Consider the following 24,935-nt stretch of genomic DNA (forward strand, 5'->3'; position numbering starts at 1 on the left):
TCCCACTTCGTGTTTCGGAAACTCGGGACGTCTTCTTAAATCTAGCTTAGAAAAGGCTCCTTCCTGCCAAGATGAACAAGAGAAAATCCGGCCCGGTGGATCCCCCAAGGCCTGTCGGAGTATTCCAACATGATCAGACCCAGAACTTTCCAGTCCCTCGGGGCGGATTCCCCAGTCTTCTTCCAGGGGTGGCATCCCTTTTCCACCGATGCCCTGGCGGCGGCCTTCGCGGGCGCGGGCGGGGTGGGCGTGATCCGCATGCCGGCCTTTCCGGACACCGAGGCCCTGGTGCGGCGCCTGGCGGAACTGCGCAAGGGCGGGCAGCTGGGCCTGGATTTCCGGGGCGTGCTGGGGGACTTCTCCACCCGGGTGGAAACCGCCGCCCAGGACCTGGCCGCCTTCGTCATGCACGGTTCTGAGCTCCTTCCCGAGCGCCTGGAGGCCCTGCGGGCCTGGGGCCTGCCGCGGGTGGTGGAGGTGCGGGACGAGGCGGAGGCCCTCCTGGCCGAGGCCCAGGGGGCATCGGCCCTCCTCGCGGCGGAGGGCGAAGGGCTTTCCGAGCGGCTTCGCCGCATGATCCGCTCCACGAACCTGCCCTGCTTCGCCCCCGCGGGCGCCGAGGGCGAAGGCCGTTCCCTCCTTTCCGAGGGCGCCGCCGGTCTGCAGCTGAAGACGCCGGCCATGCTGCGGGAAGGGGCGGCGGATTTCCTGGCCTCCTTCCGCAAGCGCCTGGCCGAGGTCCTGGGGGAACCCGCCCTGGAGGACCTGGTGGACCACCCCGCCCCCGAGCTGCCCCGCCTGCGCATCCGGAACCTGGACATCCCCTACCCCATCATCCAGGGCGGCATGGGCATCGGCGTGAGCTGGGACCGCCTCGCGGGCAACGTGGCCCACTGCGGCTGCGTCGGCATCGTCTCGGCCATCGGCACGGGCTACCGCTACCCCGAGGACGCCAACTCCGTGCAGGGCCGGCCCCTCAAGGCCGAGAACCTGAACAGCACCCCGGCCCTCAAGCGCATCCTGCGCAGCGCCCTGGACATCGCGGACGGCCGCGGCGCCGTGGGCGTGAACATCCTTTGTGCCATCAATGAATATGAAAGGGTCGTGCGGGACTCGGTGGAAGCCGGGGCCCAGCTCATCATTTCCGGGGCGGGCCTGCCCCTGGCCCTGCCCGAGTACGTGGGCGACGCGGACGTGGCCCTGGTGCCCATCGTTTCGTCGGCCCGGGCCCTGAAGCTCATCTGCAAGACCTGGCAGCGCAAGTTCAACCGACTCCCCGACGCCGTGGTGCTGGAGGGCCCCGAATCCGGCGGCCACCAGGGCTTCTCCCTGGAGCAGTGCGCGGACCCCGCCTACAGCCTGGACGCGCTCCTGGCCTCCGTCATCGAGGAGCGGGACCAGTGGGGCGATTTCCCCGTCATCGCCGCCGGCGGCGTGTGGGACCGGGCCGACATCGACCGCCTCATGGCCCTGGGCGCCGGCGGGGTGCAGATGGCCACGCGGTTCATCGGCACCTTCGAGTGCGACGCCCACCAGAACTTCAAGGGCGTGATCCTCAAGGCCGACAAGGACACCATCGCGCTCCACGGATCCCCCGTGGGCATGCCGGCCCGGGGCGTCAAGACCGCCCTCCACCGCCGCATCGCCGAGGGACAGGCCCCCCGCATCCGGTGCATCAGCAACTGCGTCTCCCCCTGCGAGCACGGCAAGGGCGCCGAGCGCGTGGGCTACTGCATCGCCGACAGCCTCGGGGACGCCTGGGGCGGGGACACGGAATCCGGGCTCTTCTTCACCGGGAGCAACGGCTGGAAGCTCAACGAACTGGTCCACGTGCGGGACCTCATCGGGGAGATCACCCAGGACTTCGGGCTCACGCGCCTGCAGGTGTGACGGGGGTCACGAAGGGGGTGCCGCCTCCCCGGGCGGCAGGCTAATCTGGATGCTCATTCATTGAGTATTCAATCCGTGGCGATCGCGGGCCCGGCCCGGACGAGCGCCCCGGGCCACCCCGCCTGCGCCCGCAGGCAACCCCTGGAGCCGACATGGCCATGGACTACCGCCCGATGTGGCGGGATCTCGGACTGAACCTGGACAACCACGACGCCCTCCTGAGCGTCCTGGGCAAACTCTACGGCGACACCTTCCTGACCCAGCCCAACCGGCCGGCCGGGACCGCCTACCTGGATTTCGTGATGTCCGAGGTGCACGGCCTGCGCATCCAGGAGCTGGTGGAGGGCAAGAAGCGGGGCCGCAAGGTCGTGGGCACCTACTGCACCTTCGTGCCCGAGGAGCTGGTCCTGGCCGTGGACGCGGTCATGGTGGGCCTGTGCGCCGGGGCCGACTTCGCCACCGAGGCGGTGGAGCGCTACCTGCCCCGCAACCTCTGCGCCCTGATCAAGTCCACCTTCGGCTTCAAGCTGGGCGGGGTGTGCCCGTACCTGGAGAGCAGCGACCTGGTGGTGGGCGAGAACACCTGTGACGGAAAGAAGAAGGCCTGGGAGGTGTTCCGCGGCATCGTGCCCAACCTCCACGTCATGGACCTGCCGCAGATGAAGCACGGCGAGGGCCGGGCCCTGCTGAAGGCCGAGTACCTCCGGTTCATGGAGACCCTGGAGCGGCTCACCGGCAACCGGGTCACGGTGGAGAGCCTGGCCAAGGCCATCGACGTGGTGAACGCCAAGCGCCAGGCCGTGCACCGCCTGTCGGCGCTCCGGGCCGCGGACCCGGCTCCCATCTCCGGCCTGGACAGCCTGCTGGTGAACCAGATCTTCTTCTACGAGGATCCGGTGCGCTTCACCGCCCAGATCAACGCGCTGTGCGAGGAACTGGAGGCCCGGGTCCGCACCGGGGCGGGGGTGGCCGGCAAGGGGGCGCCCCGCATCCTGGTGTCCGGCTGCCCCATGGCCGTGCCCAACTGGAAGATCCCGGCCCTGGTGGAGACCTCCGGCGCGGTCATCGTGGCCGAGGAATCCTGCGTTGGCGAGCGGGGCACCCGCAACCTGGTGCCCCGCACGGGCGCCACCGTGGAGGAGATGGTGGACCACCTGGTGGACCGCTACCTGCGCATCGACTGCGCCATCTACACCCCCAACCCGGACCGCCTGGCCCATGTGAAGGAAATGGCCCGGGCCTACCGGGTGGATGGGGTACTGCTCTACGGCCTGCAGTTCTGCACCCCCTACGCCGTGGAGGCCCTGGGCATCGAGCAGGTGCTGGAGGGGGAGGGGATCCCCGCCCTGCGCATCGAGACGGACTACAGCCAGGAGGACGTGGGCCAGCTCAAGACCCGGATCCAGGCCTTCATCGAGCGCATCGGATCGTGAGGGCCGCGGGCCTGGATCTGGGCTCCACCACCGTCAAGCTGGTGGTGGTGGAGGCGGGGGCGGTGGTGCGCGCGGAGGTGGCCGACGCCACCGCCGAGCCGCGCCGGGCGGCGGAGGACCTGCTGCGGTCCCTGCCGCCCGGGTGCCAGGTGCTGGCCACGGGCTACGGCCGGGATCTGCTGGAAGTGGCCTTCGGCCTGCCGGGCGTCAGCGAGATCAAGGCCCACGCCACCGGTGCCGGCTTCCTGGTGCCCGGATGCTCCGCGGTCATCGACGTGGGCGGGCAGGACGTGAAGGTGATCAAGCTCGACGGCGCCGGGCGGGTGCAGAAATTCGAAATGAACGACCGCTGCGCCGCCGGCACCGGCCGCTTCCTGGAGGTCATGGCCCGGCGCCTGGGCTACCGCCTGGAGGCCTTCCCGGAGGCCGCCGCGGCCGGCACGGAATCGGTGACCATCCATTCCATGTGCACCGTGTTCGCGGAATCGGAAGTGGTGGGCCTGCTCAACCGCGGCGTGGCCCGGGAGGACCTGGGGCGGGCCCTGCACCTGAGCGTGGCCCGGCGCATCGCCTCCATGTTCGGGCGCACGGGCTGCGACCCGGAGGGCCTCACCCTCTGCACGGGGGGCGGGGGCGGCAACGCCTTCCTGGTGGCCTGTCTTGGGGATCTCATCGGCGGCCGGGTGCGGACCCACCCCCGGGCCCAGGTGGCCGGGGCCCTGGGGTGCGCCCTCCTCGCGGCCCAGGGGCAGGGGGCACTTCCCGTTTGAGGTGTCGGCAAACCCCAGGTGCCTTAGTACCGTGATGAAGGGGCTCTTCCTGGTTGAGGGGATCCCAGTTCATCCCTTCCATCGGCGTTCATCCCTGTTTCCGCAGGGCTGCCGCGGAGGTGGGTCGGAGCGCATGTTACGTGACGCCCCTGACCCAAAGGTGGCGACAACTCCCAGCGAATTTCCAACGGGGATGAAAAGGATTCAGGGGAAAGAGCAGGATAAGGAAGGTCAGGTCAGGTCTGGAATCAGATCCTCGAGAACATCCCAGCGATTCATGGCCTCGGGTTCGCCGACCCACCTTAGACTAGGGCCCGGAGGCGGGCCATGGGACCTGAGGTCGTCGTGGTGGGCAACGTCGGCATCGACACGAACGTGTACCTGCCCGGCCGGGACATCGATTTCAAGGTGGAGGGCCATTTCACCCAGGACCTGGACTGCGTGGGCCAGGCGGGGGGCTACACCAGTCGGGGCTACGCGCGGCTGGGGCGGGCCACGGCCTTCATCGGGTGCGTGGGGGACGATTTCAGCGGGCGCTTCGTGCGGGAGGAGCTGGAGCGGGACGGCATCGATCTGCGGGGGCTCTTCCTGGATCCGGAGGGCACCGGCCGCAGCGTCAATCTCATGAGCCCGGACGGCCGGCGCAGGAACTTCTACGACGGCAAGGGGCACATGGACCTGCACCCGGATCCGGAGGCCTTCCGGCCGATCCTCCGGGGGGCGCGGCTGGCGCATTTCCACCTGCCCAACTGGGCCCGGACGCTGCTTCCCGCCGCCCGGAGCGAAGGCCTGGTGGTGGCCTGCGACCTGCAGGACGTGGGGGACCCGGACGACCCCTACCGCCAGGACTTCATCCGGGAAGCGCAGATCCTCTTCCTGTCCGCGGCCAACCACCGGCGCCCGGGGCCCCTCCTGCGCGGGCTCCTGGCCCGGAATCCCCGGCAGATCGTCGTGTGCGGCATGGGGGCCCGGGGCTGCGCCCTGGGCGCCGGGGGGAAGGTGAGGTACTTCCCCCCGGTGCCTTCGGAGATTCCCGTGGTGGATACCAACGGCGCCGGGGACGGGCTGGCGGTGGGCTTCCTGGTGAGCCACGTCCTGGAGGGGCGTTCCCTGGAGGAATCCATCCTGCGGGGCCAGATCGCGGCCCGGCACACCTGCGGCCAGAAGGCCCGCTCCGGCGCGCTCATCACGCGGGAGGAACTGGAGCGGGCCTACCGGGCGCTGTGATCACCAGATGCGAAGGCAGTCGGCCGGGGAGCGCCACATGGGCTGGCCTTCCTTCACCCCGAAGGCCTGGTGGAATTCGGGAATATTGGAGAGGGGGCCGATCACCCGCCACTTGGCCGGGGAATGCACGTCGCTGAGCAGCCGGGTGCGCAGGGCCTCGTCCTTCTGCTGGGTCATCCAGCCCAGGGCATAGCCCAGGAAGTAGCGCTGCATGGGGGTCAGGCCGCCGATCTTCTCGCCCTTGCGGTACTGTTCGGTCTTCTTGAAGGCGTCGATGCCCAGGAGGATCCCGCCGAAGTCGGCGATGTTCTCGCCCAGGCTGGCCTTGCCGTTGATGTGGAGGCCCGGCAGGGGCTCGTAGGCGTCGAACTGGCGGATCATCCCCGCGGCCCGGGCGTTGAACTTCGCCCCGTCCTCCGGGGTCCACCAATCGGCGAGGTTGCCCTTGGCGTCGAACTGGCGGCCCTCGTCGTCGAAGCCGTGGGTGATCTCATGGCCGATGGTGGAGCCGCCGGTGTAGCCGTACACCAGGGCGTCGTCCAGGTCCGCGTCGGCCACGCCGGGGACCATCATCTGGGCGGCGGGGAGCACGATCTCGTTGTTGGAGGGGTTGTAGTAGGCGTTGTAGGTCTGGGGGGTCATGTGCCACTCGGTGCGGTCCACGGGCTTGCCGAACCGGGACAGCATGTCCGCGAAGCGCCAGCGGGAGGCGTTCATCATGTTGCCGCAGTAGGAATCCCGGGTGACCACCAGGGCCGAGAAGTCCTTCCACCGGTCCGGGTAGCCCACCTTCTTGGTGATGCCGGCCAGCTTGACCTGGGCCTTGGCCTTGGTCTCGGGGCTCATCCAGTCCAGGCGCTCGATGCGCTCCTTGTAGGCGCCGCGGATGCCTTCCACCATGGCGTCGTAGCGGCGCTTGGCGGTCTCGGTGAAGTACTGCTTCACAAAGAGCTTGCCCAGCAGCATGCCCATGGCCTGTTCCTGGGCGTCCAGGACCCGCTTCCAGCGGTCCCGGGGCTGGCGCTGGCCGGAGAGGGCCTGGCCGTAGAACTTGAAGTGCTCCTCCTGGAAGGCCTTGCCCAGGTAGTCCGCGTAGGTGTCCACCAGGCGCAGGCGCAGGTAGTCCTGGAGCACGGCCACGGGGGTGCTGGCCAGAAGCGTCTCCAGGGCCCCGAAGAATTCCGGCTGGCCCACGATGACCGTGGCCGGGCGCAGGCCCCATTCCCCGAAGCGCTCCGCCCAGGGGATGGAAGGCGTGCGGGAGGCGGTGAGCTCGGCGGGGGTCATCTTGTTGTAGTTCTTTTCGGGATCCCGCAGCTCCTCGAGCTTCCGGGCGGCCTTGGCCAGGGCCGTCTCGAAGGCCATGACCCGGATGGCGGCGTCCCCGGCCTTGTCCCGGCCCAGGAGGTGGAGGGTCCGGTCCAGGTGGGTGAGGTAGGCTTCGCGGATCCGGGCGACGCCCTTTTCGGGGTTGAAGTAGAAGTCCCGCTCGGGCAGGCCGAGGCCGCCCTGGTAGAGGTGCACGGCCATCTCGTCGCTGTTCTTCTCGTCCTGCTCCACCGAAACGGCGAAGAAGGCCCGGGTGCGCAGGGGGGCCCAGGCGAAGGCCAGGTTCACGGCGTCCCGGGCGGACCGGAGGGCGTCCACCTTGGCCAGCTCGGCCTTGAGGGGCCCGAGGCCGAGGCGCTCGGTGCGGGCCTCGTCCGAGGCCGCGGCCCAGAAGTCCCCCACCTTGCGGGAATCGGCGTCCGTGGGCTTGGCCGCGGCCTGCTCGTTGATGGCCCGGAGGTTGGCATAGGTCTGCTCCCGCAGGACCTTGCCGATGCCCCAGACGGATTCCGAGGGGGGGATGGGGTTGCGCTTGAGCCAGCCGCCCACCGCGTAGGTGAAGAAGTCCACCCCCGGGTCCACGGAGGTGTCCATGACGGTGGCCAGGTAGTCGGCCTTGGGGGCGGGGGGCGGCGCCGCGACGGCGCAGGCCGTGAACGCGCAAAGCGCGGCCAGGTGGGTGGGACGGTAGGTCATGGGCAGCTCCGTATCATTAGACGATGCTAACAGGCTCCTGATTTGACGGTGGCGCCCGGGAAACGGGGGGGCCGGGTCCCCCCAATTCGCCCCGGTTCGTCGTCGCCGGACAAGCCGGCGCCGACGGAAAGCTCTGGGCAGGGTCATGAGGCCTGGGTTCGCACCCTCCAACTTCGTTGGGTGGGGAGGCGAAACGGGCTTAGCGGCTCTCCTGGAGGCTTCTGGCTTGTGGGATGGCTGCCGAAGGGGCTTCGACTCGCTGCGAGTGGAATTGTGCAGTGCGAGTCAGGCGCCGACAAAAGCTTGTGGAGGCTGGCTTCTGATCATGCCGCTCCCGGCTTCGGAACGGCTTAGTCAAACGCGGGGGGGCCCTCCATGCGATAGGCCAGCAGGCAAGCATCTTTGCGTCCCGGGAGGGGGATGCGCAGGGTGGGGGTCCGGCCGGGCACTTCGAAGGTGTTGCTCACGAACAGGGTTCCCGGGCGCATCTCCCGCCGGGCCTTCTCCCACAACCGGGGCATGGGGGCGGGGCTGAGGAAGGCGTACACCAGCTCGAACCCCGAAAGGTCCTGGTTCCAGAGGCTGCCCAGGTGGACCCGGCAGTTGCCCCGCAGGGGCAGGGTGCGGAGCCAGGCCAGGGCGAAGGTGAGGGGGGAGGCCTCCACCCCCAGGAAGAACCCGTCCGGCCGAGCCCGGGCCAGGAAGGCCAGGGGGCCCCCCAGTCCCGCGCCCAGGTCGGCCAGGCGCAGCAGGCCCGGGGGGCACAGGGAAAGGAGGGCTTCCCAGGCGGCCCGGTTGGAATTGTAGAGGGGCACCCGGGTGAGGATGCCGCCCCCGTAGATCAGGAGCAGGGAGACAAGGGCCGCCGGCCACACCCAGGTGGGCGGCGGGTGGCGGAGCAGCAGGTCCAGGAGCCAGGGCAGGAACAGCATGCCCGGCACCCACCGGGGCCCCAGCCCCAGGCCCAGCCCGATGCCGGCGGCCAGGATGCCCATGAGCAGCACCGCCGGCCGCCCCTGCAGGGCGATCGGCAGGAGCCCCGACCGGGCCACCGCCAGGAGCAGGGCATAGGCGACCGCCTGGGCAAGGACGGCCCGGAGAATGGGGGACCCGAAACGCATTCTATGGATTGTAAGCGATTCTTCTCGAGGTCCTCGATGCGGGCCTTCATCCCCTTCATCCCTTTCATCCGTCTTTTATCCCTGTTCCAGCAGGGCCAGCGATGCGTTGAGTCGGCGCTCGCCTTACCCGGGTGCGCCGACCCATCCCTGCCTTGGCCCTGCTGGAACGGGGATAAAAAATGGATGAAAGGGATGGAGGGGATGAAAGAAGGCCATGCGGAAGCCTCCGGCCCATCCCAAGAGCGTTTCGCCCCCGGCAGGGGGCGTGAACGCGTACCGGGGATCAGGCTTTCAGGAAGCGTATGCGGGCGGAGACGCCGGCCTCCCATTGGCGGCCGTCCGCTTTGTAGAAGGCGCCCAGGTTCACCTTGGGGGAGGGGTTCACGGAGGCCTGGACGCCGGCGGCCCAGGAGCGGCCGTCGGTGGAGAGGGTCCCGGCCACGGAACCGCGGGGGGAGGTGCGGCCCACCTCCACCTGGCCCCGCACGGGGGGCAGGGTGAAGGAGAGATCGAGGGTGCCGCCGGAACCCCGCACCTGGGCGAGGTCCTCGGGGGTCAGTGCGGGCAGGGGGGTAGCAGGGCCGTGGGCCATGGGTGCTCCTTACTTAAAGGGTTTTGAATGCCTCCCGGGGGTGGGAGTGGTTCGATTGAACCGGGAATCCGGGGGGCTGCCAAGTGGGAAATTCAATAAGTTTTGAATGTAAATTTACCAGTTCATTCATGCCTCCACAGGTATCCTGGAGCGATGGAATGCATCGGCCGCTTTGCTCCTTCCCCCACCGGGGAGCTCCACCTGGGCAATCTGCGCACGGCCCTGGCCTCGTGGCTCTCCGCCCGGGCGGGGGGCGGGCGGTGGGTGATCCGCATGGAGGACGTGGACACCGCCCGGTGCCGCTCCACCCTGGGGGAGGCGCAGCTGCGGGACCTGGCGGCCCTGGGCCTGGAAAGCGACGGCCCCGTGCTCTGGCAGTCCCGGCGCGCGGGGGCCTACCAGGCCGCGCTCCAGCGCCTCTTCGGGGCGGGCCTGCTCTATCCCTGCGCTTGCACCCGCAAGGACCTGGCCGCCATGGCCTCGGCGCCCCACCTGGACGAGGGCCTGCGGCCCTACCCGGGCACCTGCCGGCACCGGGCGCTGCCCTTCCTGAGGCCCGACGCCCTGCGCTTCCGGGTTCCGGACGGGGCCGTGGACTGGGAGGACCTCCTGCGGGGCCCCCAGCGGGACGACCCCGCCGCCCTCACCGGGGATCCCCTCCTGCACCGCCGGGACGGGTGCTATGCCTACCACCTGGCCGTGGTGGTGGACGACGCCGCCCAGGGCGTGACGGAGGTCGTGCGGGGCCTGGACCTGCGCGGGGTCACCGCCACCCAGGCCCGGCTCCAGGAGGCCCTGGGCCTGCCGCGCCCCGCCTACGCGCACCTGGGCCTGGTGACCGCCCCCGGGGGCTCCCGCCTGGGCAAGCGGGACGGGGCCCTGGGCCTGGCCCTCCTGGCCCACCGGGGCGTGGACCCGGCGCGGGTGCTGGGGTGGCTGGGGTGGAGCCTGGGCTGCCTGGAGCGCCCGGAACCGGCCCGGCTGGAGGAACTGCTCCCCGGATTCAGCTGGTCGCGGGTCCCCGCGGGGCCGGTGGAGGCCCCGGCGGATTGGATCTAGGTACGCGCAACAGCCCGGCCGAAGCCGGGCTGTGCCATCGCCGGGATGGAGGCGCTAGGCCAGGCCGTTGACCTTGAGGGTCAGGCGGCTCTTGTAGCGGTTGGCGGCGTTCTTGTGCAGGACGCCCTTGCGGCAGGCCTTGTCCACCACGCCCAGGGTCTTGGGCAGGAGGGTGGTGGCCTCGGCCTTGTTGCCGGTCGCCACGGCCACGAGGAACCGCTTGATGGCGGACTTCATGGTGGAACGGTTGGCGCGGTTGCGCAGACGAGCTTCCACGTCGTGGGCGGCTTTCTTGGCGGCGGACTTGTGATTGGCCATGAATCCTGACTCCTGGATACCTGATAATTCGACCCGCAGGGCGTACGGACAGACTGAATGTCGCCCATGAAGGCGAAGAATCATCATACCCCTGCCAGCCCTGAATTCAAGGGGAAAGACCTCAACAAAGGCCAAAGTTGGGGCTTCCCGGCGGCCCCCGCTTCCTTCATCCTGGTTGGAGGCCCCTGGCTTCCGGATCGTGGATTGTCATGGAGCGGGCATGGAGCAGGTGAAAAAGGCATTCATTGAGGCCCTGGCGGCGGCGTTGCCCGGGCAGGAGATCATCCTGGAGCGGCCCCGGTCGGGGGAGATGGGCGACCTGGCCTACCCCTGCTTCAAGGCGGCCAAGGCCCTGGGGAAGAACCCCGCCCAGTTGGCCAAGGACCTGGCGGCCGAGCTGCGCCTGGAGGGCGCCGGGATCCTGGCGGCGGGACCCTACCTGAACCTGCGCCTGGAACCCGCCACCCGGGCCCGGATCCTCCTGGAGGCCCTCCTGGGCACGCGGCCCTACGGCTCGGGCGACCCCAACGGGGAGGTGGTGATCGTGGAGTACAGCTCCCCGAACATCGCCAAGCTCTTCACCATCGGCCACCTGCGCTCGACCATGATCGGCCACGCCCAGGCCCAGGTGAACCGCTACCTGGGCTGCGAGGTGGTCCGCATCAACCACCTGGGCGACTGGGGCACCCAGTTCGGGACCCTGCTGGCGGCCTACAAGCACTGGGCCGAGGCGGAGAACCCCGCCCTGGAGCTGGACTTCCCCTGGGCCGACGAGATCCCGGAGAAGCTGAGGAGCCCCCTGTACCGGCTCTTCCAGCTCTACGTGCGCTTCCACGGGGCCGAGGAGGAGGATCCTGCGCTGCGGGAGGAGGCCCGGGACTGGTTCCGGCGCCTGGAGGAGGGGGACCCCGAGGCCCGGCGCCTGTGGAGCTGGTTCCGGGAGATCAGCCTGCGCACCTTCAACCGCATCTACCAGCGCCTGGGGGTGGCCTTCGACCACCTGGAGATGGGCGAGGCCTTCTACCAGGACCAGCTGGTCCCGGCCATGCGGCGCCTGGAGGAGGCCGGACTGCTGGTGGAGGGGCAGAACGGCGCCCGCATCGTGGACCTGGAGGACGTGGGCATCGCCACCCCCTGCCTGGTGCAGAAGGCGGACGGCGCCAGCATCTACGCCACCCGGGACCTGGCGGCGGCCATGTACCGCAAGGAGACCTTCCACTTCGACCGCTGCATCTACGTGGTGGGCGCGGACCAGATCCTGCATTTCCAGCAGATATTCGCCGTCATGACGAAGCTTGACCCCTGGTTCCAGGGGCGCATGGTCCACACCCCCTTCGGCATGATCAACCTGCCCGAGGGCAAGATGTCCACCCGCAAGGGCAACGTCATCTTCCTGGAGGACGTGCTGGACGAGGCGGTGGCCCGGGTCACGGCCATCATCGACGAGAAGAACCCGGACCTGCCCGCCAAGGCGGAGGTGGCCGAGATGCTGGGGCTGGGGGCGGTGGTCTTCTTCAACGCCCTCAACGACCGGGTCAAGTCCATCACCTTCACCTGGGACCGGGTCATCGCCCTGGACGGGGACACGGGGCCCTACGTGCAGTACGCCCACGCCCGCATCTGCTCGGTGCTGCGCAAGGCCGGGGGGGACTGGGCGGACCTGGCCCGGCCCGTCCAGGCGCCCACGCCCGATTCGGCGGTGGTGGCCTACGGCGCCGCCCCGCTTCCCGCGGACCTGGCGGGCCTCGCGGACGCCCCGGCCCAGGCGCTGCTCTTCGAGCTGGCGGGATTGCCGGACGCCCTGCGCACCATGGCGCGGGAGAACATGGCCACGGCCCTGGCGCGCCAGCTGCTGTCGGTGGCCAAGGCATTCTCGGGCTTCTACACCAACTGCCCGATCCTCTGGGCGGAAAATACCGCCGAAGTGCGGGACGCGCGGCTCGCGCTCTGCGTGGCCACGGCGCGGGCGCTGCGGCAGGGGCTCTTCCTCATGGGCATCCAGGCCCCCGAGGAGATGTGACGTGACGACTGGAATTCTGCCACCGGGGGGGGTGCGACGATGACGAAATGGGTGTTCGTGACGGGCGGGGTGCTTTCGAGCCTCGGCAAGGGGATCGCCGCGGCTTCGCTGGGGGCGCTGCTGGAGGCCCGGGGCCTCAAGGTGACCCTCATGAAGATGGACCCCTACCTCAACGTGGATCCCGGCACCATGAGCCCCTTCCAGCACGGGGAGGTGTTCGTCACCGACGACGGCGCCGAGACGGACCTGGACCTGGGCCACTACGAGCGCTTCACCTCGGTGCCCACCACCCGCAACCACACCATCACCACCGGGCGCATCTACAACACCGTCATCCAGAAGGAGCGCCGGGGCGACTACCTGGGCAAGACCGTGCAGGTGATCCCCCACATCACCGACGAGATCAAGGCCACCATGCGCAAGGTGGCCCGGGACGTGGACGTGGTGCTGGTGGAGATCGGCGGCACGGTGGGCGACATCGAGAGCCAGCCGTTCCTGGAGGCCATCCGCCAGTTCAAGCTGGAGGCGGGCCACGGCAACGCCATCAACATGCACCTCACCTACGTCCCCTACATCAAGGCCGCGGGCGAGTTGAAGTCCAAGCCCACCCAGCACAGCGTCAAGGAACTGCGGGCCCTGGGCATCCAGCCCGAGGTGCTGGTGTGCCGCGCGGACGTGGAGATCCCCCGGAGCCTCAAGGACAAGATCGCCATGTTCTGCTCCGTGGCCCCCGACGCGGTGTTCAGCTGCAAGGACGCCACCACCATCTACGAGGTGCCCCTCAACCTGCACCTGGAGGGCATGGACGCCAAGGTGGCCTCCCTCCTGGGCCTTCCGGACCGCCAGCCCGACCTCACCCCCTGGCACGATCTCCTCAAGCGCATCCGCAACCCCCGGGGCAGCGTGCGCATCGGCATCGTGGGCAAGTACGTGGAGTTCAAGGAGAGCTACAAGTCCCTGATCGAGGCCCTGCACCACGCCGGCTACGGCCTGGAGACCCAGGTGGACCTGAAGTGGATCGAGGGGGAGGAGCTGGAGCACGGCAACGTGGACGAGTTCCTGGGGGACTGCCACGGGATCCTGGTCCCCGGCGGCTTCGGCGTGCGCGGCACCTCCGGCATGATCAAGGCCATCCAGTACGCCCGCGAGCGCAAGGTGCCCTTCTTCGGCATCTGCCTGGGCATGCAGATGGCCTCCGTGGAGTACGCCCGCAACGTGGCGGGCCTCGACGGTGCCGATTCCACCGAATTCGAGGACAACCCGAAGCACCGGGTCATCTTCAAGCTGCGTGAGCTGGTGGACGTGGAGGAGCTGGGCGGCACCATGCGCCTGGGCGCCTACCCCTGCGTGCTGGTGGAGGGAAGCCGGGCCGCCCTGGCCTACGGCGGCACCCAGATCAGCGAACGCCACCGCCACCGGTACGAATTCAACCAGGCCGAGTTCCGGGGCCCCCTGGAGCGCAACGGCCTGGCCTTCACCGGCGTGAGCCCGGACGGGACCTTCGTGGAGATCGTGGAGATCCTTGACCATCCCTACTTCCTGGGCTGCCAGTTCCACCCGGAATTCAAGTCCAAGCCGCTGGCGCCCCACCCGCTCTTCACCGCGTTCGTGAAGGCCAGCACCTCCAACCGGACCTGATATCCCTCCCATGAGACAATCAACTTCTTCCATGAGGTAGCACTTGACCTTCGCGGCGACGAACATCGACAAACTCTGCATCGACACCATCCGGTGCCTGGCCATGGACGGCGTCCAGAAGGCCAACAGCGGCCACCCCGGCACCCCCATGGCCCAGGCCCCCGCGGCCTACGTGCTCTGGACCAAGTTCCTGAAGCACCACCCCGCCAATCCCCTCTGGGCGGACCGGGACCGCTTCGTGCTCTCCTGCGGGCACGTGTCCATGCTCATGTATTCCCTCCTGCACCTGGCCGGCTACGGCCTGCCCCTGGACGAGCTCAAGGCCTTCCGCCAGTGGGGCTCCAAGACCCCCGGGCACCCCGAGTTCGGCCACACCGCCGGGGTCGAGACCACCACGGGCCCCCTGGGCCAGGGCATCGGCAACGCGGTGGGCATGGCCATCGCGGAGCGCTGGCTCGCGGACCGCTTCAACCGCCCCGGCTTCAAGGTGGTGGACCACCACACCTACGTGTTCGCCGGGGACGGCGACGTCATGGAGGGCATCGCCCAGGAGGCCGCCAGCATCGCCGGGCATCTGGCCCTGGAGAAGCTCGTCCTGCTCTACGACAACAATTCCATCACCATCGAAGGCCGCACCGACCTGGCCTTCACGGAGGACGTGGGCAAGCGCTTCGAGGCCTACGGCTGGCGCGTGCTCAAGGTGGCCGACGGCGAGAACCTGGAGGCCCTGGCCGCGGCCTACGCCGAGGCCGCCACCCCCTGCGGCAAGCCCACCCTCATCGACTGCCGGACCATCATCGGCTTCCCCGCCCCAACCAAGAAGGACACCCACGGCGCCCACGGCTCCCCCCTGGGCGAGCCCGAGATCCGGGCCACCAAGGAGATCCTGGGCTGGGATCCCGACGGCCACTTCGTGGTGCCCGCCGAGGCCCAGGCCCACTGGAACGCCTGCGGCACCCGCGGCGCGGCCGCGGAGGGCGCCTGGAAGGAGCTCTTCGCCTCGTACCGGGCCGCCTTCCCGGAACTGGCCGCGGAGTTCGAGGCCTTCATGCGGGGCGAGCTGGCCCCGGGCTGGCAGGAGGCCCTGCCGGTCTTCCAGCCCGGCCAGGACCAGGCCACGCGCGAAGCCGGCGGCAAGGTGCTCAACGCCCTGGCCGGCAAGCTTCCCAACCTCATCGGCGGTTCCGCCGACCTGGCCCCTTCCAACAACACCCACCTCAAGGACGGCGGCGATTTCGGCCCCCGCGCCAGCGGGCGCAATTTCCACTGGGGCATCCGCGAGCACGGCATGGGCGCCGTCCTCAACGGCATGGCCCTCCACGGCGGCCTGCGGGTCTTCGGGGCCACCTTCCTGATCTTCTCGGACTACATGCGCCCCAGCGTGCGCCTCGCGGCCCTCATGGGCCTGCCCGTGGACTACGTGTGGACGCACGATTCCATCGGCGTGGGCGAGGACGGCCCCACCCACCAGCCCGTGGAACAGGTCATGACCCTGCGCATGATCCCGAACATGACCCTCATCCGCCCCGCCGACGCCAACGAGACCGTGGAGGCCTGGCGCGAAGCCATGGCCCACGCCAACGGCCCCGTGGGCCTGGCCCTCACCCGCCAGAAGCTCCCCGTGCTGGACCCCGCCAAGGCCAAGGGCGCCGCCAAGGGCGCCTACGTCCTGGAGGAGGCCAGCTCCGCCCCCCGCCTCATCCTCATGGCCACCGGCAGCGAGGTGCACCTTGCCCTCCAGGCCCGCAAGGCCCTGGAAGCCGACGGCATCCCCACCCGCGTCGTCTCCATGCCCAGCTGGGAGGTCTTCGCGAGGCAGTCCCCCGCCTACCGCGAGGAGGTCCTCCCCCGCGCCATCACCGCCCGCGTCTCCATCGAGGCCGGCGTCACCTTCGGCTGGGAGAAGTGGGTGGGCTTCCAGGGCGCCTCCATCGGCCTGGACCGCTTCGGCGCCTCCGCCCCCGCCGAAGTCCTCTTCGAGAAATTCGGCTTCACCGTCGAGAACGTGGTGAAGGTCGCGAAGGGCGTGGCCGGACTCTAGGTACGGGTCCCGGACCTTCGCCCCGGTTCGCTGACGCAGACAAGCTGCGTCAGCGGAAGGAGCGCGGATTTGGGACCGGGAGGGGTGCTGCCGCGTTCGTCCTCCGTTGGATGGGGGTGGGCGAGTGATCCCGGGGCTCCCCGGGGGGGCCTACGTCCCGTGGGCCCGCTGCAAGTGGAGTCTGGAGGCAGGCGGTCCGCGCCGACGTTGATTTGTGCCTGCATTCAAAGGCATTCAGCGTCGGCGCGGACCGCGTGCCTCCAGACCCCACTCGCAGCGGGCCCATGGAACCCTAGGCCTCCGGGAAGGGCGGGATCCCCCCCTGACCGGAACCAACAACGAAGCTGGAATGTGAAACCTCGCCCCATCGTCCCCGACGGCACCCAACGAGGCCGGCTTGTCCGGCCGAGTAACCGGCGCGACGGTCCGGAACCCGCCCCAGGATCGCCCCGGACCCCTAAAGGTCCTTCATGATTTCGGCCTTCTTGGCCTTGTAGTCCTCGGGGGAGATGAGGCCCTTCTTGCGGAGGGCTTCGAGGCGGGTGAGGCGGTCCTCGGCGGAGGCGGCGGGCTTGGTGGCGACGGGCTCGGGGGCCCGGGCGGGTTCGGCGCGGGGGGGGGCCAGTTCGACCTTGGCGCTGCGGGCGTCCACACGGGACATCTCCTGCATCAGGCCCACGGCGCGCAAGCATTCGCTTTCGGCGTTGGCGAAGATCTTGTGCTTGGGGTCGGTTTCCCGGGCGGCCTTGAGGAAGGGCACGGCGGCGGCGTAGTCGCCGAGGATGAACTGGCACATGCCGACGTTGTAGTTGGTGCGGCCCAGGTACTTGGGCTTGCACTTGGGGTCGGCCTGGGCGGCCTGGAGGGCCTCCAGGGACTTGGCCAGGGCGCCGCGGCCGTCCTGCAGCTGCAGGCGCTTGTAGGCGTCCTTCATGCCGTAGTCCTTGTCGTCGTAGAAGATCAGCTTGCGCTGCTCGGTCCAGGACAGGAGCATCTTGTGCACCTGGTCCCGGGCCATGTTCACGGCCATCTCCCGCACCTCGGTGTCGGAGGGGTACTCGGGCCGGCCCTGGGTGGAGGACTCTTCCCGGCTGGGGGAGACCGCGATGCGCTGCTGGCTGTAGATGCGGCCCGAGGCCAGGTCCACGGCCTGGATGGAGCCGTTGAACTCCACCTGGGTCTTGGAGGTGTAGGTGGTGACGGCGGGGTGGTACTCGCCCTTCTTGTCGGTCCAGGCCGCGTCGGTCTTCTGCAGGGGGATGTGCTTGACGTCGGAGCGCTGGACCTTCACGAAGAGCAGCACCGGGGAGCCCAGGAGCTTGCCCAGCTCCACCGCGGTCTTCTCGTCCACCAGGCCCGAATTGGAGAGTTTCTGCTCGCCCAGCACCTTCTCGATGTTGCCCCGGTCCAGCACGTCCAGCTGGCCCGCGGAGGTGAGGTCGGCGATGCAGGCCGAGAGCAGGTCCTCGGCGGCGGCGCTGTTCACGGGGGCGAAGGCCACCCGCTGGACCTTGATGCCCAGGCCGGGGGGGTGGGTGAGGGTGACCTGCACGTCCGGATTGATGAGGGCGTCCCAGAACTGGGCCTGGGCGGGGACGGCGAGGGCGCCCGCGGCGATGAGGACGGCGATGGGGCCTGGGCGCATGGGGCTTCTCCTGGGCGGCGGGTTTGGGTAATTCAAGCCTGGAATCCCCGGGGGTGGCAAGGGTCGGGGCGGGGTCTCGTATTATAACTTATTAATCAGACAATGAAAGGCCTCAGCCCCGGTGGACCAGGTGGATGGCGTCCAGGCGGAGCCGGGCTTCGCGCAGGTGGGTGTCCAGGGCGGCTTTCTGGTGCAGGAGCCCCTCGATGTCCCCCTCGCTCACACCGCCGTTCACCCGGCGCAGGGCCCGCAGCCGCTCGATCTCCCGGTCCAGGTGTGCGGCCAGGTCCTGCCGGGCCTTGGCCAGGAGGCGGGGCGCCCTCGCCTCCGCGAGGCCGCCGGCCCGGGCCAGCATGCGGGGGAGGAGCTCCTGGCGCACCTCGGGCCGGGCCAGGAGGCCCTGGCCGGCGGCGGGCCGGGCGCTGCGCGCCAGGAGGGCCCGGGGCAGCGCCGCCGTGAGGTCCCGGCCCTGGGCGTCCACCACCACCCGCAGGGGGGTGGGGGGCAGGAAGCGGTCCACGTGCAGCTGGGGCGGGGCCGCGCAGGCCAGGACGTACACGGCCTCCAGGTACAGGGCCGAAGCCTTGGGGTCCGGCCACCGCCCAAAGCAGGAGGTGCCCCCGCCGCCGCCCAGCAGGAGGTCCAGGGCGCCGCTCACCAGCGGGTGGTCCCAGGTGAGGAACTGGAGCTCCTCCCGGGCCAGGGCCCGCTCCCGGTCGAAGGTGACGGTGAGGCCGTCCGCGGAAAGGCCGGGCAGGGCCTCGGCGAGGACGCCCATGGAGCCCAGCTGGTAGGTGCGGGGGCCCACCTCCTCCACGTCCACCGGGAGGCGATCGAACAGGGTCAGCAGGAAGCCCTCCAGGGCGCGGTCCCCGTCCAGGCGGCGCAGTTCGTCCAGGAGCGCCGCCGAGGCCCCGGGGCGGAAGGAATTCAGTTCGAGGAGCCGGTCCCGGCCCCGCTCCAGGCGGGCCCGCAGCTCCTCCCGGGCGGCGCGGGTGGCCTCCACCAGGCCCTCCACGTCGCCGGGCGCGGCCAGCCGGTCCCGGAACCGCTCCAGCAGTTCGCGCCCGCCGTGGAGGTGGGTCCGGAAGGCGTCCAGGCCCTCGTGGTACCACCGCGCCAGCACCTCGTGGGCGCCGCCCCTGGGGTAGGGCACGTGGATCTCCACGTCCCGGGCCTGGCCGATGCGGTCCAGGCGCCCGATGCGCTGCTCCAGGACATCGGGATCCAGGGGGAGGTCGTAGAGCACCAGGTGGTGGGCGAACTGGAAATTCCGTCCCTCGCTGCCGATCTCGGAGCAGAGGAGGATGCGCGCCCCGCCGGGTTCGGCGAACCACGCGGCGTTCCGGTCCCGCTGCACCAGGGTCAGGCCCTCGTGGAAGACGGCGGCCTTCACCCGCACCCGGGGTTTCAGGCCCTGGGCGATGGCCTCGGCCTGGGCCCGGGTGGAGCAGATGAGGAGGACCTTGTCCCCGGTGGAGCGGAGCAGGTCCGCCAGCCAGTCCAGGCGCGGGTCCCGGGGGGAGGGCTCCAGGGGCGCCAGGTGCACGATGCGCGCGGGGAATCCCGCCACCGCCGCGCGGGTGTTGCGGAACATGGCGCGGCCCGTGCCGTGGCGGTCCAGCAGGGCGTTGAGGGCCTCGGGGCGGGATTCCTCCAGGCGCGCACCCAGGTCGGGGCCCAGCAGGGCCGCCAGGGCCGCGGCCTGGGGCGGCGGCAGGGGCTCCGGGGCCAGGAGGCCCGCGGCCAGGTCCGCGATGGCGCGGTAGTCATCCGCCTGGCGAAGGTAGGCGTCCAGGTCCGGGAAGCGGTGCGGGTCCAGGAGCCGGAGCCGGGCGAAATGGCCCGGGACCCCCAGCTGCTCCGGCGTGGCGGTGAGGAGGAGCAGGCTGGGAACGGCCGCGCCCAGGGCCTCCACCAGGGCGTAGGCGGCCCCCTCCAGGTGGTGGGCCTCGTCCACCACCAGCAGGTCCCACCCCGCCTCCAGGGCCTGCCGGGCCCGTTCCGGGCTTCCGGCCAGGAGGCCCAGGCCGCACAGCACCAGCTGGTCGTCCAGGAAGGGGTTGGCGCCCCCGGCCTCCAGGGCCCGGCAGCGGTCCTCGTCGTAGATGTGGAACCAGAGGTTGAATCGCCGGTACAGCTCCAGGAACCACTGGTGCACCAGCGAATCCGGCAGGAGGATCAGGACCCGGGCGGCGCGGCCCGTGAGCAGGAGCCGGTGCAGGATCAGGCAGGCCTCGATGGTCTTGCCCAGGCCCACTTCGTCCGCCAGGAGCACCCGCGGCGCCAGGCGCCCCGCGACCTCCGAGGCGATGTGGAGCTGGTGGGGAAGGAGCTCGACGCGGCCCCCGGCGAACCCGCGCGCCGGGGATTTGCGGCGGCGGTGCTGCCATTCCAGGGCCGCCACCCGCAGGGCGAAGGCGCCGGGCTCCTCCAGGTCCCCGGCCAGGAGGCGCTGCAGGGGGTCGCTGAAGGCGAGGCGGTCGCCCAGGTCGGCCTCGGCCAGTTCCCGGCCCCCGCCCCGGTACACCAGGAGCCCCGCGCGCCGGGCCACGGCCTCCACCACCAGGGACCGGTCCTCCCGGTCCCGCACGGTGTCCCCGGCCTGGTACTCCACCCGGCGCAGGGGGGCCTGGTCGCTGGCGTAGGTGCGGGTCTCGCCGGCGGCGCCGAAATGGACGGTGACGCTGCGGTCCGTGGCCTGGCGCACCGTGCCCAGGCCCAGGTCGGGCTCGGTGCGGCTGATCCAGCGCTGGCCGGGGAGGAAGGGCTCCTTCACGCGCCGCTCCCGGTGCGCAGGGGCTCCGGCGGCTCCGCCCGCAGGTCCAGGGCCTCGCCCGTGACCGGGTGGAGGAAGGCGAGGCGCTCGGCGTGCAGGAGGTACCCCAGGTCCCCCGGCAGGGCCACCAGGTCCTCCCGGGGCAGGCCGCCCGGGGCGTAGAGGGGGTCCCCGGCGAGGGGGTGGCCCACGGAAGCCAGGTGGATGCGGATCTGGTGGGGGCGGCCGGTGTGCAGGTCCACCTCCAGAAGGGTTTCGCCCTCCCGGCGCTCCAGGACCCGGGCCACGCTGCGGGAGGGCTTGCCGCCGGGGCTGGCGGCGAAGATGCTGCCCAGCCACGGGTGGGGCACGGGCCCGATGGGGGTGCGGATATCCAGCTCGTCCCAGGCGGGGCCGCCCGCGGCCAGGGCCCGGTAGCGCTTCTCCACCCGGTGCTCCCGCCACGCTTGCTGCAGGGCCGCCCCGGCCTCCGGGGTGCGGCCGAAGAGGACGAGGCCCGAGGTGCCCCGGCCCAGGCGGTGCATGGGGCTGCACCCGGGGCACCGGGCCCGCGCCAGGGCCACCAGCGTGTGCTCCAGGAAGCCGCCCCCGGGGAGCGTGGGCAGCCCGGAGGGCTTCACCACCGCCAGGAGCCAAGGATCCTCATAGACCACCCCCATGGCCAGGTCCACCTCCGGTTCCTCCCAGGGCGGGCGGTGCCAGGCCAGTTCCTGGCCGGGGGCCAGGGGCGTTCCGGGCGCGGGGGGGTGGCCGTCCAGCTCCACCTCGCCCCCTTCGATGCGCTCCCGCCACCGCTCCGGGGTGGAGTGGGGGTGGTGCAGGGCGTAGTGCTCCAGGACCGTGAGGCCGCCGCGCTGAACCCGCTCCCGGTAGCAGAAGCCGGCGTTGAGGGTCATGGGCCCACCATGCGGTGCATGAGGATGGCGCCGGCGGCGGCGACGTTGAGGCTGTCCACGCCCGGGGCCATGGCGATGCTCACGGCGCGGCCGCACCGGGCCAGGTCCTCCGGGGAGAGCCCGGGGCCTTCGGGCCCCAGCACCAGGGCGGTGCGGGCCGCGGGGCGCCAGGCGTGGACGCTTGCGCCGCCCAGGGCCGCGGCGACGATCTCGCCGTCGGCGCCCCGCCAGGCCTCCAGGGCCTCCCACACGTCCGCGCGGCGCCACAGGGGGAGCTTCCAGGCGGTGCCCATGGAGACCCGCACCACCCGGCGGCTGAAGGGATCGGGGCCCGGGCCCAGGAGGATCCCGTCCAGGCCCAGGGCCGCCGCGGTGCGCAGGAGCTGGCCCAGGTTCTCCGCGTCGGTGATGTTGGGCAGCGCCAGGAGGCGCCGGCAGGCCAGGAGTTCGGCATCTCCGGGCTGGGCGGGCACCTTGGCCGCAGCCATTAGGCCCCGGTGGAAGGGGAAGCCCGCCAGGGCCTCCACCTCCGCGGGCGAGGCCACGATGAGCTCGGCGCCTTCGGGCAGCAGGGGGCGCACGGCCTCCGCCGAGGCGGTTTCCGCCAGCACCGCCACCACCTCCACCCTCCCGGCCCGGCCCCAGGCCAGGAGGTCCTCCACCAGGATCCGGCCCTCGGCCACGAAACAGGCCCCCCGGGGGTGGTTGCGCTGCCCGGCGAAGCGCAGGTCTTGGAAGAGGGGCCAGGGGTCGGGAAGCGTCATGGCTTCATCATCACGGCTTTCCGGGGCGGACGGAAGCCGGGGGCTGTGTGAACCGGGCCCACCGGTCCAGAATCATTCCATGACCGACGCCCCGCCCCCGAGAACCCGCAGGATCCGCTACAAGGGCACCCACCCCCGGCGGTTCGAGGAGAAGTACAAGGAACTGGACCCCGGCGCCCACGCCGGGGAACTGCGCAAGGTCATGGACCGCGGCCAGACGCCGGCGGGGACCCACCGGCCCATCTGCGTGGCCGAGATCCTGGCCTGCCTGGATCCGCGGCCCGGGGAGGTGGGGCTGGACGCCACCCTGGGCTACGGCGGCCACGCCCGGGAGCTCCTGGCCCGCATCCGGCCCGGGGGCCGCCTTTTCGGCCTGGACGTGGACCCGCTGGAGCTGCCGCGCACCGAGGCCCGCCTGCGGGCCCTGGGCTTCGGGGAGGACCTGCTCGTCGTCAAGCGCATGAACTTCGCGGGCCTCCCCGCGCTCCTGCCGGAAACCGGCGGCGGGCTGGATTTCATCCTGGCCGACCTGGGCGTCTCCAGCATGCAGATCGACAATCCCGCCCGGGGCTTCACCTACAAGAGCGAGGGCCCCCTGGACCTGCGCCTCAACCCCAACCGGGGCCGGTCCGCCGCGGCCCTGCTGAAGGCCCTTTCCCGGGAGGAACTGGCGGCGCTGCTGGTGGAGAACTCCGACGAGCCCCACGCCGAGGCCATCGCCGGGGCCCTCCACGGCCAGGACGTGGCCACCACCGTGCACCTGGCGCGGCTGGTGCGGGGCGTCCTCTCCGAGGACGAGGCGCGCGCGAGCCTGCAGCGCACCTTCCAGGCCCTGCGCATCGCCGTCAACGACGAGCTGAAGGTGCTGGACCAGTTCCTCTCCCACCTGCCCGCGGCGCTCCGGCCCGGGGGCCGCGTGGCCATCCTCACCTTCCATTCGGGGGAGGACCGCCGGGTGAAGAAGGCCTTCCTGGAGGGGTGGCGGGAGGGGATCTACCGGGACATCGCGCGGGAGCCCGTCCGGCCCTCGTCCCAGGAGCGCCACGACAACCCGCGGTCCTCGTCGGCAAAGCTGAGGTGGGCGGTACGGGCGTAGGGAGTACCATGGTCGGGCATCCCTGGAGTCCCCATGCCCCGCGGTTTCCTTCCTGCCCTGATTTTCGCGCTCCCCCTCGCCGCCCAGGCCGACATCGACCGCGCGGTGGAGGGCGCCCGCGCCGCCTTCAACGTGCCCGGCATGGCCGTGGCGGTGGTGCAGGACGGCAAGGTGGTCCTGGCCAAGGGCTACGGCGTGCGCAGGCTGGGGGCCCCGGCGCCCGTGACGCCCGGGACCCTCTTCGCCATCGCCTCCAACACGAAGATCTTCACGGCCTCGGCCCTGGCCATGCTCGTGGACGAAGGGAAGCTTTCCTGGGACGACCGGGTCGTGGACCGCCTCCCGGGCTTCCAGATGAGCGATCCCTACGTCACCCGCGAGATGCGCATCGGGGACCTGCTCTGCCACCGCAGCGGGCTGGGGCTGGGGGCCGGGGACCTCATGTTCTTCCCCCCCACCGACCTCACGGCGGAGGAGATCGTCCACCGCCTGCGCTTCGTGCCGCTGGCCACGAGCTTCCGCAGCGCCTACGCCTACGACAACATCCTCTACACCGTGGCCGGCGAGGTGATCCGGGCGGTGTCCGGCAGGCCCTGGGCCGAGTTCATCCGGGAGCGCTTCTTCGGGCCCCTGGGCATGGCTTCGAGCCGCACCAGCATCCGGGACGTGCGCCCCGGCGAGGACGTGGCCTCGGCCCACGCCATGGAGGGGGACCGGCTCGTGCCGGTGGCCCACGAGGTCATGGACAACAGCGCCCCCGCCGGGGCCATCGTGGCGTCCGCCGAGGACATGACGCGGTGGGTGCGGGCGCTGCTGGCCAAGGGGGACCTGGGGGGCGGCAAGCGCCTGTTCACCGAGAAGCGGGCCCGGGAGCTGTGGACGCCCCTGACCCTCATTCCCCACCCCGAGCCGCCCCCGGCGCTGGCGGAGTCCCGGTCCGACTTCCTGGCCTACGCCATGGGCGAGGACGTGCGCACGTACCGGGGCCACCTGGTGGTGTCCCACACCGGGGGCCTCCAGGGCATGGTGACGGAGGTGACCATGGTGCCCGGGCGGAACCTCGGGATCATCGTCTTCACCAACCAGGAGGAGGGTGCCGCCTTCCGGGCCGTGACGAACACGGTGCTGGACCACTACCTGGGGGCCCCGGCCAAGGACTGGGTGGGGGCCTACCGGGAGGTGCGGGCCGCCCAGAAGGCCAAGGCCCGGGACGCGGTGGCCGGCGCCGCGGGGGCCCGCAACGCCGCGTCGAGGCCTTCGCTGCCCCTGGAGGGCTACGCGGGCCGGTACCGGGATCCCTGGTACGGCGACGTCCTGGTGGAGGCCGCCGGCGGGAAGCTGTCCATTCGGTTCACCCACACCCCGGCCCTCGCCGGAACCCTGGAGCACTGGCAGTACGACACCTTCGTGGCGCGGTGGAAGGACCGGACCCTGGACGCCGACGCCTACGTGACCTTCTCCCTGGGCCCGGACGGGAAGGTGGCCCGGGTGGCCATGAAGGCCGTCTCGCCTTCCACGGATTTCAGCTACGACTTTCACGATCTCGCACTGGCCCCCGTGGCGCCGGGAGCACCGGAGCGCTGGTAGGGGACCGGGGGAAGATTTTCCCGGACCGGATCCG

At 70.9% G+C, this 24,935-nt stretch carries 18 protein-coding genes; 10 read left to right on the top strand and 8 right to left on the bottom strand.

The window, feature by feature from the left end; translation table 11 throughout:
* The first annotated feature begins 129 nt into the window (after window positions 1-129).
* The 4 genes from R2J76_RS03965 to R2J76_RS03980 all read left to right on the top strand — a co-directional run bounded on the left by R2J76_RS03965 (window position 130) and on the right by R2J76_RS03980 (window position 5,320).
* Window positions 130-1,890: an NAD(P)H-dependent flavin oxidoreductase gene (locus R2J76_RS03965; protein ID WP_316414493.1), complete on the top strand. Its 1,761-nt coding sequence runs from the start codon at window positions 130-132 to the stop codon at window positions 1,888-1,890.
* 152 nt (window positions 1,891-2,042) lie between these two features.
* Window positions 2,043-3,323 (top strand): double-cubane-cluster-containing anaerobic reductase, encoded by a 1,281-nt coding sequence (locus R2J76_RS03970; RefSeq protein WP_316414494.1) that lies wholly within the window; start codon window positions 2,043-2,045, stop codon window positions 3,321-3,323.
* Entirely contained in the window at window positions 3,320-4,093 is a 774-nt protein-coding gene (locus R2J76_RS03975; protein WP_316414495.1) for an acyl-CoA dehydratase activase, read from the top strand. Before R2J76_RS03970 ends, R2J76_RS03975 begins: the two co-directional genes overlap by 4 nt.
* Window positions 4,094-4,420: 327 nt before the next feature.
* Window positions 4,421-5,320, top strand: a complete 900-nt coding sequence (locus R2J76_RS03980; RefSeq protein WP_316414496.1) for a carbohydrate kinase family protein — start codon at window positions 4,421-4,423, stop codon at window positions 5,318-5,320.
* On the opposite strand, the gene R2J76_RS03985 is transcribed toward R2J76_RS03980, so the two are convergent.
* From R2J76_RS03985 to R2J76_RS03995, 3 genes are all read right to left on the bottom strand, one after another.
* Window positions 5,321-7,345 (bottom strand): M13 family metallopeptidase, encoded by a 2,025-nt coding sequence (locus tag R2J76_RS03985; RefSeq protein WP_316414497.1) that lies wholly within the window; start codon window positions 7,343-7,345, stop codon window positions 5,321-5,323. It lies immediately after the preceding gene.
* Between the two features lie 350 nt (window positions 7,346-7,695).
* Window positions 7,696-8,466, bottom strand: a complete 771-nt coding sequence (locus tag R2J76_RS03990) for a class I SAM-dependent methyltransferase (RefSeq protein ID WP_316414498.1) — start codon at window positions 8,464-8,466, stop codon at window positions 7,696-7,698.
* A gap of 283 nt (window positions 8,467-8,749) precedes the next feature.
* Window positions 8,750-9,058 (bottom strand): hypothetical protein, encoded by a 309-nt coding sequence (locus tag R2J76_RS03995; protein ID WP_316414499.1) that lies wholly within the window; start codon window positions 9,056-9,058, stop codon window positions 8,750-8,752.
* Window positions 9,059-9,211: 153 nt separating this feature from the next.
* On the opposite strand from R2J76_RS03995, the gene gluQRS reads away from it, so the two are divergent.
* Window positions 9,212-10,117, top strand: a complete 906-nt coding sequence (gene gluQRS / locus R2J76_RS04000) for a tRNA glutamyl-Q(34) synthetase GluQRS (RefSeq protein WP_316414500.1) — start codon at window positions 9,212-9,214, stop codon at window positions 10,115-10,117.
* A 54-nt stretch (window positions 10,118-10,171) separates the two neighbouring features.
* Here gluQRS and rpsT read toward each other — a convergent pair whose 3' ends face one another.
* Entirely contained in the window at window positions 10,172-10,435 is a 264-nt protein-coding gene (rpsT, locus tag R2J76_RS04005; RefSeq protein ID WP_316414501.1) for a 30S ribosomal protein S20, read from the bottom strand.
* Window positions 10,436-10,655: 220 nt separating this feature from the next.
* Here rpsT and argS point away from each other — a divergent pair, with 220 nt between their 5' ends.
* Genes argS through tkt form a run of 3 tightly spaced genes read left to right on the top strand, consistent with a single transcriptional unit; the run spans window position 10,656 to window position 16,134 of the window.
* Window positions 10,656-12,455, top strand: a complete 1,800-nt coding sequence (gene argS / locus R2J76_RS04010) for an arginine--tRNA ligase (protein ID WP_316414502.1) — start codon at window positions 10,656-10,658, stop codon at window positions 12,453-12,455.
* 39 nt (window positions 12,456-12,494) lie between these two features.
* A complete protein-coding gene (locus tag R2J76_RS04015; RefSeq protein WP_316414503.1) occupies window positions 12,495-14,093 on the top strand; it encodes a CTP synthase in 1,599 nt (532 codons plus the stop codon).
* A gap of 43 nt (window positions 14,094-14,136) precedes the next feature.
* Complete coding sequence (gene tkt, locus R2J76_RS04020; protein ID WP_316414504.1) at window positions 14,137-16,134, top strand: transketolase; 1,998 nt, start codon at window positions 14,137-14,139, stop codon at window positions 16,132-16,134.
* Between the two features lie 457 nt (window positions 16,135-16,591).
* On the opposite strand, the gene R2J76_RS04025 is transcribed toward tkt, so the two are convergent.
* From R2J76_RS04025 to R2J76_RS04040, 4 genes are all read right to left on the bottom strand, one after another.
* Window positions 16,592-17,779, bottom strand: coding sequence for an SHOCT domain-containing protein (locus R2J76_RS04025; protein WP_316414505.1), 1,188 nt, complete (start codon window positions 17,777-17,779; stop codon window positions 16,592-16,594).
* A gap of 112 nt (window positions 17,780-17,891) precedes the next feature.
* Window positions 17,892-20,558: a helicase-related protein gene (locus R2J76_RS04030; RefSeq protein ID WP_316414506.1), complete on the bottom strand. Its 2,667-nt coding sequence runs from the start codon at window positions 20,556-20,558 to the stop codon at window positions 17,892-17,894.
* Window positions 20,555-21,454, bottom strand: a complete 900-nt coding sequence (locus R2J76_RS04035) for an RluA family pseudouridine synthase (protein WP_316414507.1) — start codon at window positions 21,452-21,454, stop codon at window positions 20,555-20,557. The genes R2J76_RS04030 and R2J76_RS04035 overlap by 4 nt, the downstream gene beginning before the upstream one ends.
* Window positions 21,451-22,218 (bottom strand): TrmH family RNA methyltransferase, encoded by a 768-nt coding sequence (locus R2J76_RS04040; RefSeq protein WP_316414508.1) that lies wholly within the window; start codon window positions 22,216-22,218, stop codon window positions 21,451-21,453. The genes R2J76_RS04035 and R2J76_RS04040 overlap by 4 nt, the downstream gene beginning before the upstream one ends.
* Before the next feature lie 79 nt (window positions 22,219-22,297).
* Here R2J76_RS04040 and rsmH point away from each other — a divergent pair, with 79 nt between their 5' ends.
* Window positions 22,298-23,314 carry a 16S rRNA (cytosine(1402)-N(4))-methyltransferase RsmH gene (gene rsmH / locus R2J76_RS04045; protein ID WP_316414509.1) on the top strand — a complete coding sequence of 339 codons (1,017 nt, stop codon included), beginning with the start codon at window positions 22,298-22,300 and terminating at the stop codon, window positions 23,312-23,314.
* Window positions 23,315-23,347: 33 nt separating this feature from the next.
* Complete coding sequence (locus R2J76_RS04050; protein ID WP_316414510.1) at window positions 23,348-24,901, top strand: serine hydrolase; 1,554 nt, start codon at window positions 23,348-23,350, stop codon at window positions 24,899-24,901.
* Window positions 24,902-24,935: the final 34 nt, after the last annotated feature.

It is taken from the genome of Mesoterricola silvestris (assembly GCF_030295405.1).
In the GTDB taxonomy this organism is placed as follows: domain Bacteria; phylum Acidobacteriota; class Holophagae; order Holophagales; family Holophagaceae; genus Mesoterricola; species Mesoterricola silvestris.

Excerpts from the sequence above, each read along its gene's own strand:
- R2J76_RS03980 (WP_316414496.1), top strand. The coding sequence starts at position 4,421 with ATGGGACCTGAGGTCGTCGTGGTGGGCAACGTCGGCATCGACACGAAC.
- rsmH (WP_316414509.1), top strand. The coding sequence starts at position 22,298 with ATGACCGACGCCCCGCCCCCGAGAACCCGCAGGATCCGCTACAAGGGC.
- R2J76_RS04050 (WP_316414510.1), top strand. The coding sequence starts at position 23,348 with ATGCCCCGCGGTTTCCTTCCTGCCCTGATTTTCGCGCTCCCCCTCGCC.
- R2J76_RS04015 (WP_316414503.1), top strand. The coding sequence starts at position 12,495 with ATGACGAAATGGGTGTTCGTGACGGGCGGGGTGCTTTCGAGCCTCGGC.
- rpsT (WP_316414501.1), bottom strand. The coding sequence starts at position 10,435 with ATGGCCAATCACAAGTCCGCCGCCAAGAAAGCCGCCCACGACGTGGAA.
- R2J76_RS03990 (WP_316414498.1), bottom strand. The coding sequence starts at position 8,466 with ATGCGTTTCGGGTCCCCCATTCTCCGGGCCGTCCTTGCCCAGGCGGTC.
- R2J76_RS03970 (WP_316414494.1), top strand. The coding sequence starts at position 2,043 with ATGGCCATGGACTACCGCCCGATGTGGCGGGATCTCGGACTGAACCTG.
- R2J76_RS04035 (WP_316414507.1), bottom strand. The coding sequence starts at position 21,454 with ATGACCCTCAACGCCGGCTTCTGCTACCGGGAGCGGGTTCAGCGCGGC.
- R2J76_RS04040 (WP_316414508.1), bottom strand. The coding sequence starts at position 22,218 with ATGACGCTTCCCGACCCCTGGCCCCTCTTCCAAGACCTGCGCTTCGCC.
- R2J76_RS03985 (WP_316414497.1), bottom strand. The coding sequence starts at position 7,345 with ATGACCTACCGTCCCACCCACCTGGCCGCGCTTTGCGCGTTCACGGCC.
- gluQRS (WP_316414500.1), top strand. The coding sequence starts at position 9,212 with ATGGAATGCATCGGCCGCTTTGCTCCTTCCCCCACCGGGGAGCTCCAC.
- R2J76_RS03995 (WP_316414499.1), bottom strand. The coding sequence starts at position 9,058 with ATGGCCCACGGCCCTGCTACCCCCCTGCCCGCACTGACCCCCGAGGAC.
- argS (WP_316414502.1), top strand. The coding sequence starts at position 10,656 with ATGGAGCAGGTGAAAAAGGCATTCATTGAGGCCCTGGCGGCGGCGTTG.
- R2J76_RS04025 (WP_316414505.1), bottom strand. The coding sequence starts at position 17,779 with ATGCGCCCAGGCCCCATCGCCGTCCTCATCGCCGCGGGCGCCCTCGCC.
- R2J76_RS03965 (WP_316414493.1), top strand. The coding sequence starts at position 130 with ATGATCAGACCCAGAACTTTCCAGTCCCTCGGGGCGGATTCCCCAGTC.